Raw genomic sequence first — 9,919 nt, forward strand, 5'->3', positions numbered from 1 at the left:
GAAGAGAACAATGGAAAGCTATAAACAGCCACTCCGTATTGGTATTGGTGGGCCGGTTGGCTCTGGGAAAACCGCATTGCTGGAAGTGTTGTGTAAAGCGATTCGTGACAGGCTGCATATCGCGGTGGTGACAAACGACATTTACACTCAGGAAGACGCTAAAATACTGACGCGAGCAGAGGCGCTGGAGCCGGATCGCATTATAGGTGTTGAAACCGGAGGGTGTCCGCATACCGCGATTCGGGAAGACGCATCGATGAATCTGGCAGCCGTCGAGGAATTGGCCAAGCGTCACCGAGATCTGGATGTGGTGTTTGTTGAGAGTGGAGGTGATAACCTTAGTGCAACGTTCAGCCCGGAGCTAGCGGACCTGACCATCTACGTGATTGATGTTGCGGAAGGGGAGAAAATACCGCGCAAAGGCGGACCAGGTATTACCCGTTCGGATCTGCTGGTCATCAACAAGATCGATTTGGCGCCGTACGTGGGCGCATCCCTTGAGGTGATGGAACAGGATACGCTGCGTATGCGTCCAAATAAGCCGTTTGTTTTCACTAACCTGAAAGCCGGTAAGGGGCTCGATACCATCATCGACTTTATTCTTACCGAAGGGATGCTTGAGTTTCACGCCTGATGCAGCTCTGGAGGAGGCGCGCTTGAGCAAGATTTTTCTGGGGAAATAGCGGCGCAAGCACAGATAATCTTATATGCTGGAGAGTGGAGCAGACAGTCTCTGTGATTGATCAGAGCCGTTATGGCGCGGCTTTCGGAGCACAACCTATGACTTCAACCCATCACTTACGCCTGTATCACAGGAATCACTGTCCGTACTGTCGAAAAGTACGTGAAGTGATTGATGCATTAGGGCTGGATATCCGTTTGGTTGAAATGGAAGAACAACCGGTCGAATGGGAGCGTCTCAAGCTGGAAGGTGGGCAGGCGATGGTGCCTTGCTTACGAATTGATGAAGAACATGGCACCGTTTGGATGTATGAATCAGAGGACATCATCCAGTACCTCCGACAAACTTACGGTCGTCCCCAATGACATCAGAAAAAAGGGCCCTGACTATGCAGGGCCCTTTTTTGCTTTATAGGGTGAGTAGGTAGTTCACCAGTTTATTGTAATCTTCGAAGCTACGAATGCCTTCGGTCTTTACCACGTACTTGTTGTTAACCACAACACCCGGAACACCCGTTAGCGCGGTACTCTGGAACTGCTTATCAAAGCGTTTTTGCATTGAGTCGACGGCAAAGCCGTTGTAAGCGGCATCGAACTTCTTACCGTCAACACCATTGTCGGTAAACAACTGGCGCAGCTGCGCTTCATCACGTGGTGGTTGGCGTAGATCATGGATCTGGCGGAACATCATTGGAATCATCTGATCTTCAACCCCTAGTGACACCATGGTGGCGTAAGATTTTGCCATTGGAATCGCCATGTCCCCGCCCATAAACGACACATGCACCTTTTTAAAGCTGACATCATCTGGCAGCGCCGGTTTTAAGTTTTTGACGATATTTTCGAATTGGTAGCAGTGTGGGCAGTAAAACGAAAAATACTCAGTGACGGTTGGTGTGGCCGATTTCTCGGTATTCAGCACCGTGTAGTTTTTGCCTTCTTCATATTGTGCGGCAAAAGTGGATACGCTGAGTAGCAGCGCAGAAAAGAGTGTGATCAGTTTTTTCATCGTAAATCCTAGAAGTTGTTTAAATATGAGTTTGTCATCGCATCGTATGCGATCTCTGGTCATAACTTGGATTTATACGATGGGAGGTCGGAACAATGTCTGGGCACGCACAATGGCTTTAACGTTCTGGTCACGGGGGATTAAAGCCAGAGAATAATTTGGAAAGGTGACCTGCAGCGTTGAGATGTGATTGGGTAATTTACTCAGGCTTGAACCACAGCAGTGATGTGAAGAAGCACTGATGTCTGACGCTGAGAGTTTAATCCCATAATCGGTCGTTTCTAGTAACTGGTGAATATCCGTCAGACAAATACGCTCGTCTTCGGCAAAAGTGCCGGACTGGATATGCTCGTTGATGATCACGCCCGAAAACAGCAGCGCGCAGGCAACCAGCAAAAATGTCCAAGTAGTACGTGCGATGGGCAGCATGGCAATAACGAGGTTCAAAACAGGCTTTCATCATACCGAATATTTTCGTCAGTGGTATGAAATTGACCCTATTTTTGGCTGTTTGCTGAAAAATTCGACAGGTTGAACGAGGTTTTACCTTAGTCAGACCTTCACTGACCGTTTTCTGACATGTTTCATTGGGTTGATGAATTACCATGGTATCCAATTACATAATAAATACATTAAGGTGGAACGATGAAATCGTTGATCATCATGTTAACCAGCGTGGTATTGCTTTCTGGCTGTCAGTTGACTCGCGTGGAAGGTGAGTTTAAAGATGTTGAAGTTGAAATGAGTTCAAAAGGCTCAGGCAGTTCTAAAGGCAGCTTCTGCCCACCAGGGCAAGCCAAAAAAGGCAACTGCTAACAACGCAAGTTTAGAGATAAGAAAAGGCCGGTGCAAATGCTCCGGCCTTTTTGCTATTGGTAAGTAACGTAATTTAATCTCCCACTTTCAGGATCTTAGCTACACTAAATAGAAACCCATCTACTGAAGGTAAGCTGATGAAATCACTGATAGTCGTATTGTTGGGCATGTTTGTGCTGTCTGCCTGTCAACTCACCCGTGTGGAGGGTGAATACAAAGATATGGAGATAGAGGTCAACTCCAAGGATTCAAAAGATTCTCATGGAAAATTCTGTCCACCGGGGCAAGCGAAAAAAGGCAACTGCTGAGCAGGGTTCAATCGCGATCTTATGGTCATTTTCGGAGTGGATAGATGGAAGAATACATCTCGCATGTTTCCCGGCACGTGACTAACGCCGTCAGCAGTGTCGATACCTACAACCAGATAGGCGTGATTCTGGCCGTCTATCTGCTGGCGTACTTTCTTTCTTCCCGCATTCATAAATATGTCCCTATTTTGCGCGAAGCGGTGACCACCGATGCAAACTTCCCGATACGCTCGATTGCGCACCGGTGCGGCAAACTGATTTTCCCGATACTGGCGCTGTTGTTGCTCAGGATGTCGATTGAGTTCAGTTCAGTGTTGATGGCAGACAGTTGGGTTATGCAAGTCGCGTTCGCTTTGGCGTTGTTACTGCTTTACCACTCCTCTGTTCATTTGTTGATCACCAACGCGCTGGTGGCGAAAGTGTTTCGCTGGATAGGGATGCCTATCATTCTGTTTTATGTCACCGGAGTTCTGGATGACATTGTGCGTGTTCTTGAATCGATGTCGATTGAGCTGGGTAACATACGGTTGTCGGCGTACGGTTTAGTGCGAACGTTGATTTTTGGTTCTTTACTGTTCTGGCTTGGCCGGGTTTCCAATTCAACCGGACAAACCATCATTCGTAAACAGAAGTCACTGGATTTCAGAACACGGGAGATCGTTGCAAAACTGTTTGAAATTATGCTGTTTTTTGTCGTTGTGATGTTGATTCTGCAATTGATGGGCATCAACTTAACGACGCTGGCGGTATTTGGTGGCGCCTTGGGGGTCGGGTTGGGTTTTGGGCTTCAGGCCGTGGCATCGAACTTCATCTCTGGGGTGATCATTATATTTGACCGTTCGATTTCAGTGGGCGACTACATTGAAATGGAAGACGGACGCACCGGTACGGTCACCGAACTGAATATGCGCTCAACAACGCTCGAAACCTACGATGGCAAAGACATCGTCGTACCCAATGAGAAGTTTATTAACAGTTCGTTTGTGAACTGGACGCATAAAAACATCAAACAACGGTACCGGGTCGATTTTTCGGTGGCGTACAAGACGGACGTGCGCAATATGGTGACGTTGGTGAAAGAAGCTGTAGCGCAGCATCCTAAAGTATTGGCTGGTCCCGATGTGCCATTAGAGGAGCTCCCCGATTGCGAAATTGACAGTTTCGGTGACTCCGGGATCAACATGTTTGTTGAGTTCTGGATTGAAGGGATTGACGATGGACGCAACCGGGTCGGAGGCGATCTGATGTTAATTATTCTGGAGACACTGCAGCAGAATAATATCGAAATTCCGTTCCCGCAGCGGGAAGTGAAAATACTTAACTCAAAAGAAGCATCACGCAGCAACGATTTGTTGTGACCACAAACCCTACTTGTGTTGAAAGCTGTGTCGATGCATGCGTTCGTTCAGGTAGGCGAATTACCATACGAGGAGGAGTGAATGGCAGTACAACCGTTTCATCTGGCGATTCCGGTTTATGACTTGCTGATGGCTCGAGAATTTTATCGAAACGTATTTGGTTTAGTCGAGGGCAGGTCAAGTCAACAGTGGGTTGATTTTGATTTTTTCGGCCACCAGTTGGTTATCCATCAACATCCGAAAACGCACAGTCAGGAGCAGGCACACACCAACCCAGTTGATGGTCATGCCGTACCGGTGCCGCATTTCGGTGTGGTGCTGGCGTGGCAACAATGGCACGACTTGGCAGAGCGACTGCGCACATTCAAGACAGCATTTGTGATTGAACCGTATATCCGCTTTGAAGGGCAGGTTGGTGAGTAGGCGACCATGTTTTTGCTTGACCCATGTGGTAACGCTCTGGAGTTTAAAGCGTTTAAGGACATCAATCAGTTATTTGCCACCGATTAATGCATCATCCGCATATCCGGTAGCGGATATGCGGGGATATGCCCGCCTGACGGCGAGTTGTTATTGATGAACCAGCGTCAGGCCACTTGGCAGAGCATCACCAAACACCCGCTTGGATTCACTTTCTGACAATTCTTTGACCTCTTCGACCAGCGCCACCCAAGACTCGGGGACTTTACTCTGCTTCAGCTTAGTCAGAACCTGAGTTCGGAAATCGTCTGAAATATCAAACAGGCGGTCGCCGGTCTTGCGACAAATCATCACCGCGGCGAATCCGATCATTGGCTCTGTCTGCCAATTTTTCTCGAGCATTTTCGGCAGCCATTGCTCTGCCTGCTCTCGAGGAATCACACTATGTTGGCTGCCATACAGCGGTGTTCGTGAGGCCAGACGACCTAAGGCCCACCAATGCGCCTGCTCGAACTGGGTATGGTTCATCGCTTTACTCAGGAACCAACTGGACAGGAGCACTTTATCTTCGACGTCAAGGTGCTCAAGAGAGGCGGCGAGACGAACCATCGCTTCATACCCCATGTCCTGGGCAGCTTTAGCTGACTGAGGATTTTTCATCGCGCCAGGGTGCAGATACTTGGCAATATCAGCCAGAATGGTTTCCTGCTGCTCTTGGCTCAGGCCACCAGCGATGCGTCGCCAGAATACCCACCAATCTGTCCAACCTTGATGGTTTTTGAACTGAATGCCTTGTGGGTACAGGCTCCAAGCCTGTTCCACTCGCCAGGAGTCGGTCGGGTCGCCAAAACCGGGACGAAGTGCAAAGCCCGCCAGACGCAACCAGTTTTTTTCGTGTGGCTCCGAACGTCGGCGGCGCTTTCTGCCCAGGCTGAATGCATCAAATAGCTGGCGAAGTGTAATGAAATCCCACTCATCCCGTTTGCCGAGACGCTTTTCCAGATCCTTGGTCAGGGTCTTAATTTCTTTTGCGTCCGCGCTCTTTTTATTGCCACTGTATATGCGATTGATGAGCGCAAGGCATTCCTCAAGACGCGGGTGGCGTTGCGAACTTTCTGCTTCTTCTGCCTTCTGGTTGCGAACTTCAAATTCCAGCGCCCAGCGCTTGGTGTCATCGTCGGTGCTGACGCATTCCATTTTCAGCGTACCAACCTCCGTCAACTGACAGGCCAGTTGCACTTCGACACGCTCTTTCTGGTTGGCTTTCAGCTCTGCACCGTCGCTTTCCAGCGTCGCAATGTAGGGGGGAAGAGGAGCAAATAAATCCGGGTCAACGTCCACCATCACACCGTTTTGAATCGCTGTGTTGTGAGTCAGTGTATCGTGTGTTGAGGTCAGTAAGTTAAAGCGAACCGGCTCTCCCAGTGTCAATGAGAAACGGCGGCCGCTCAGACGGATTTCATGACCTTCGTCGGTGCCTTTGGCCAGCAGACATAAGGCTTTACCCATCTTATTTTTTTCCTGTAAGTGCAGGAAATAAGAACGAGCGGCGCCGCCACCGATTTTTAGCTGTGCACCACGACGCGCTTTGCCAAATGCAACCGCCCCAAGCGCCACAGACCAGTCAGGATGCGGGTTATTGAGGACGGTAACCTCAGCCCCACGCCAGTGACTGAGCAACTGAGTAATACGCTGGGTGACCAGGTCACTGTTAAATACCCCACCGTTTAATAGTATACCGACCGGGACGGCTGGCTGCTGGGGATCATAGTCGTTCAGACTTTGCAACGCAGCGTGCGAGACTTGCTGGTGCTGGGTTAAGAACTCTGCAACGTGTTTGCTGACTGCCGGGTCGGCCACATACGGCAGACCGAACTCGACTACCGCGCTGCGTCGCTTGTCTGGTGTCTCGTTAAACTCAGACAGTGGGAAAAAGCCGTCCAATGCGATCTGGTGCACTTCTTGTTTAGATAAGCTGACACTTTTGGTTCCGCCCAGCAATTTTGAACCACTGCCCAGCATGGTGATGCGTACATCGTCAGGGGCGTTTGCCGACAGCAGATTCTCTTTGGCTTTGCGGGTTTGCTGAATCAGTTTGGTCAGGCTGGCTGCATTCAGTTTTTTGCTTTGGTTGAAGCGTTGTTCTGCCAGATGTGCCAGTGCAAGGTCGAGGTTGTCACCACCGAGCATCAGATGTTCGCCCACACCAATACGATCCAGCGCCAGTTCTCCTTGATGGAATTTGGCTTCAATCAGACTAAGATCAGTCGTACCCCCACCGACATCGCATACCAGAATCAGTGGCAGTTGCTGAAGTTCTTCTGCTGCGGTGTCTCTGTGGCGGGTATGCCAGTCGTAACAAACAGCCTGCGGTTCTTCCAGCAGTACGATGTTGGTCAGCCCGGCCAGCTCGGCGGCCTGTAATGTCAGTTTGCGCGCCGTTTCATCGAATGAGGCTGGAACGGTGACTACCACCTCCTGATCTTCCAGAGGATTTCCCGGATGGCGGTAGTTCCAAGACTGACGGATATGATTCAGATAGCTGGCACTGGCGATGACAGGGGAGACTTTGTCTACGTCCGCTGCACCTGCCCAGGGCAGAATCTCGGATGTGCGGTCGACCGCCTGATGCGAAAGCCAGCTTTTTGCGCTGGAGACCTGTCTGCCTTCTACTTTTGCGCCCAGCTCACGCGCCCACTCTCCAACGATAACATGTTGGATGTCCCCTTTAACCGGTTGGTGATTCCATGGGAGCGTCAGATCAGAGGGCGCGATTTGTTCACTGGCCGGATGGTAGCGGAAAGAGGGGAGCAGGGGTTTACGAACCACCTCTCCGGGACCGATCAGTTGGTCGATATCGAACAATGAGACGGCGGATTGTTCCAAGTTGTCGGTGATTTCACAAAAGGCGACCACAGTGTTGGTCGTACCCAAGTCGATTCCGACAAGAAAACGAGGCGATGCCATATAACAAAACCTTTCGTTAATCTGAAAACGGCATCCGTGGGGATGCCGTTTGTCATTCATTATGCGTGTTCGCTGCCTTTGGCGTCTTCGCGAACGTCAAATTCAACGTGCCATTTCTGGCCATTGTCTGCGGCGATGGCTTCCAGTTGCAATGTGCCCAGCTCGGTTACCCGTGAAGCCAGAGTTACAGGGACAACTTCGCCTTGTTTACGGCCTTCGGAGACGGGCAATGTCACCTGAATTTCTGGTAATTCTTCCAATTCTTCTGGTGCCCAGTGATCAAGGTGTGTACCCGCAGGGTCGTCGCGACGTACTGTGGAGCCGAAAAACTGAAAGTGAACCGGTTCGCCAATTACCAGGCCGAACTCTTGGCTTGGTACGGTTGCGCTTGACCCTTCTTCCATACCAAATGGTGCCACACAAAGGGCTTCCATTGGAGGTGCCATGCCAGGAATTGCAGGCATCGCGCTTTCGATACCAACATAGTAAGCCGAGGCAATGCCACCGCGGATACGTACGCCTTGTCCACGACGGACTGAGCCGTAGTAGGCAGCACCGCTGGCGACAGCTAGATCCAGATCAACACCCGTCAGGCGTTTTGCGTATTCCGCGTCAGCTTCAATCAGCCATTCGTTAATGGTTTCTTCCAAACGCTCTGCCAGCAGCGAAGATTTTAATACCCCGCCATTAAACAGGATTGCTGTCGGTTTAATGAACTCAACGTTGGTTTGAGATTCACCGCCAGGCATGCCCGGCATATTTGCGAACGGATTGAAATCTTGAGCCGCGGGCTCTGACCCGCTCTGAGCGTGAGCCTGTTTAGACAGGAAAGCGGCGATATGACGGGTAATGCCGGCATCCTGAGCGTAAGGCAAGCCCATTTGAGTCAGGGCGCCACGCGATTTTTGTACCGGATGTTCTGCGATCGTCACTTGTGGAAAGAAGCCATCGACTAAAGTCTGTTGAACCTCTTGCTGTGTCAGCTCTGTTTTGAGGGTCGCGCCAAGCAGTTTAGAGCCGCGGCTCGGCACTACGATCGGCACAGATTGCAGCTCGCTGTCGTTGAGCAAGGCTTCTTTGGCATCGCGGCAGGCATGGGTCATGGCCTGCACCTGCCAAGGTTGCAGATCTTTGCCTTCCTGAGCCAGCTTCATTTTCAATCGGTAGGCCAGTGCCAGGTCCATGTTGTCACCGCCAAGCAGAATGTGTTCGCCGACAGCAATACGATTCAGTGTCAGGTTACCCTGATCTTCAGTCACTTCAACCAATGACAAGTCGGTGGTACCACCACCGATATCGACAACCAGCACAATGTCACCAACGCTGACTTCGTCGCGCCAGCTATCGTTGCTGTTGTCAATCCAGTTGTACAGCGCGGCCTGAGGTTCTTCTAACAACGTCAGGTGGCTGAAACCGACATTACGTGCGGCTTCAGCCGTCAGGTCACGCGCAGCTGGATCGAATGATGCCGGCACGGTAATCGTGACGTCTTGTTCTGCCAGTGGGTGATTTGGGTTCGCGTGATCCCAGGCCTCTTTCAGGTGCTCAAGATACAACTCGGTCGCGCGCAAAGGCGACACTTTTTCAACCTCTTCCGGGCTACCCGCCGGTAGAAACGCGTCACGACGATTCACCCCGCCGTGACACAACCAGGACTTGGCACTGGCAATCAAGCGAATCGGTGTTTTGGCACCCAGATTGCGTGCAATCGCTCCCACCAGCGCTTTGGGTTCGGAAGACCAGGGAAGCACGCGTGAAGACGGATTCATCTCGTGTTCGTGCGGCTGATACAGGAATGAACCCAACTGAGCGCGGCTTTCCACTGTACCAGGAGAAGTCAACTGAGGAATTGCCATCACTTCGACATGCGCATCCTCACGGCTGGTATCCATGTAGGACAGCACGCAGTGCGTGGTGCCAAGGTCAATACCGACACTGAACATAGGTTGCGTATTTTGGTGCGTTTGTTCCATTACAGCTCTACCTCGGCAGGGGCAATCACAGAGGCATCGTAATTTTCGGCCAGCTTAGGCAGGGTCATTGCTGTCGCTTTCCAACCTTTGTGAACCAGCGTACCGTGGAACGGAGCGCTGCCAGTAACGTTGCCCGTCAGGCGCACTTCCTGAGGGTTGAAACCTTCTTCAACGGTAATGCGAGTTTCTTCATCTTCGTTGCGGATATTCTCCAGCGACACATATTCGGCCAGAACTTTCTGTCCACCAGAGTGAATCACGCGCGCTGCAGCCCCCACTTCTTCATCGGAGAACGAAGTCAGGTCTTCTTTTAAGAAATCAATTAAACGGGCTTCCTGCTGCATAATAGAAAGAAGCTGCATCGCCGAGTCTGTCGATGCTGTAGCG

General features: G+C 50.9%; 11 protein-coding genes. 6 read left to right on the plus strand and 5 right to left on the minus strand.

Features of this window, described 5'->3' with window-relative positions:
* Positions 1-10: 10 nt before the first annotated feature.
* Complete coding sequence (gene ureG, locus CAG65_RS05000; protein ID WP_021703524.1) at positions 11-634, plus strand: urease accessory protein UreG; 624 nt, start codon at positions 11-13, stop codon at positions 632-634.
* Positions 635-780: 146 nt separating this feature from the next.
* A complete protein-coding gene (locus CAG65_RS05005; protein ID WP_161452593.1) occupies positions 781-1,047 on the plus strand; it encodes a glutaredoxin family protein in 267 nt (88 codons plus the stop codon).
* Positions 1,048-1,090: 43 nt separating this feature from the next.
* Here the strand turns inward: CAG65_RS05005 and CAG65_RS05010 are convergent, their stop codons facing one another.
* Entirely contained in the window at positions 1,091-1,690 is a 600-nt protein-coding gene (locus CAG65_RS05010; protein WP_161452595.1) for a thiol:disulfide interchange protein DsbA/DsbL, read from the minus strand.
* Between the two features lie 72 nt (positions 1,691-1,762).
* Positions 1,763-2,137, minus strand: a complete 375-nt coding sequence (locus tag CAG65_RS05015; RefSeq protein WP_161452597.1) for a hypothetical protein — start codon at positions 2,135-2,137, stop codon at positions 1,763-1,765.
* Positions 2,138-2,335: 198 nt separating this feature from the next.
* On the opposite strand from CAG65_RS05015, the gene CAG65_RS22040 reads away from it, so the two are divergent.
* From CAG65_RS22040 to CAG65_RS05025, 4 genes are all read left to right on the plus strand, one after another.
* Positions 2,336-2,506, plus strand: coding sequence for a hypothetical protein (locus CAG65_RS22040; protein ID WP_202599266.1), 171 nt, complete (start codon positions 2,336-2,338; stop codon positions 2,504-2,506).
* A gap of 137 nt (positions 2,507-2,643) precedes the next feature.
* Complete coding sequence (locus CAG65_RS22045) at positions 2,644-2,814, plus strand: hypothetical protein (protein ID WP_021703519.1); 171 nt, start codon at positions 2,644-2,646, stop codon at positions 2,812-2,814.
* A gap of 44 nt (positions 2,815-2,858) precedes the next feature.
* Positions 2,859-4,172, plus strand: coding sequence for a mechanosensitive ion channel family protein (locus tag CAG65_RS05020; RefSeq protein ID WP_161452599.1), 1,314 nt, complete (start codon positions 2,859-2,861; stop codon positions 4,170-4,172).
* Positions 4,173-4,253: 81 nt separating this feature from the next.
* The gene (locus CAG65_RS05025) at positions 4,254-4,595 is read left to right on the plus strand and encodes a VOC family protein (protein ID WP_237668752.1); all 342 of its coding nucleotides are present in this window, start codon (positions 4,254-4,256) and stop codon (positions 4,593-4,595) included.
* Positions 4,596-4,742: 147 nt separating this feature from the next.
* Here CAG65_RS05025 and CAG65_RS05030 read toward each other — a convergent pair whose 3' ends face one another.
* From CAG65_RS05030 to CAG65_RS05040, 3 genes are all read right to left on the minus strand, one after another.
* Positions 4,743-7,559: an Hsp70 family protein gene (locus tag CAG65_RS05030; protein WP_161452601.1), complete on the minus strand. Its 2,817-nt coding sequence runs from the start codon at positions 7,557-7,559 to the stop codon at positions 4,743-4,745.
* Positions 7,560-7,618: 59 nt separating this feature from the next.
* Positions 7,619-9,532, minus strand: a complete 1,914-nt coding sequence (locus tag CAG65_RS05035) for an Hsp70 family protein (RefSeq protein ID WP_161452603.1) — start codon at positions 9,530-9,532, stop codon at positions 7,619-7,621.
* On the minus strand, positions 9,532-9,919 hold a 388-nt coding region (locus tag CAG65_RS05040; protein ID WP_161452605.1), incomplete at its 5' end, for a DUF2760 domain-containing protein. The genes CAG65_RS05035 and CAG65_RS05040, both read right to left, overlap by 1 nt.

This window comes from Vibrio sp. V39_P1S14PM300, from assembly GCF_009904765.1.
GTDB classification, from domain to species: domain Bacteria; phylum Pseudomonadota; class Gammaproteobacteria; order Enterobacterales; family Vibrionaceae; genus Vibrio; species Vibrio proteolyticus.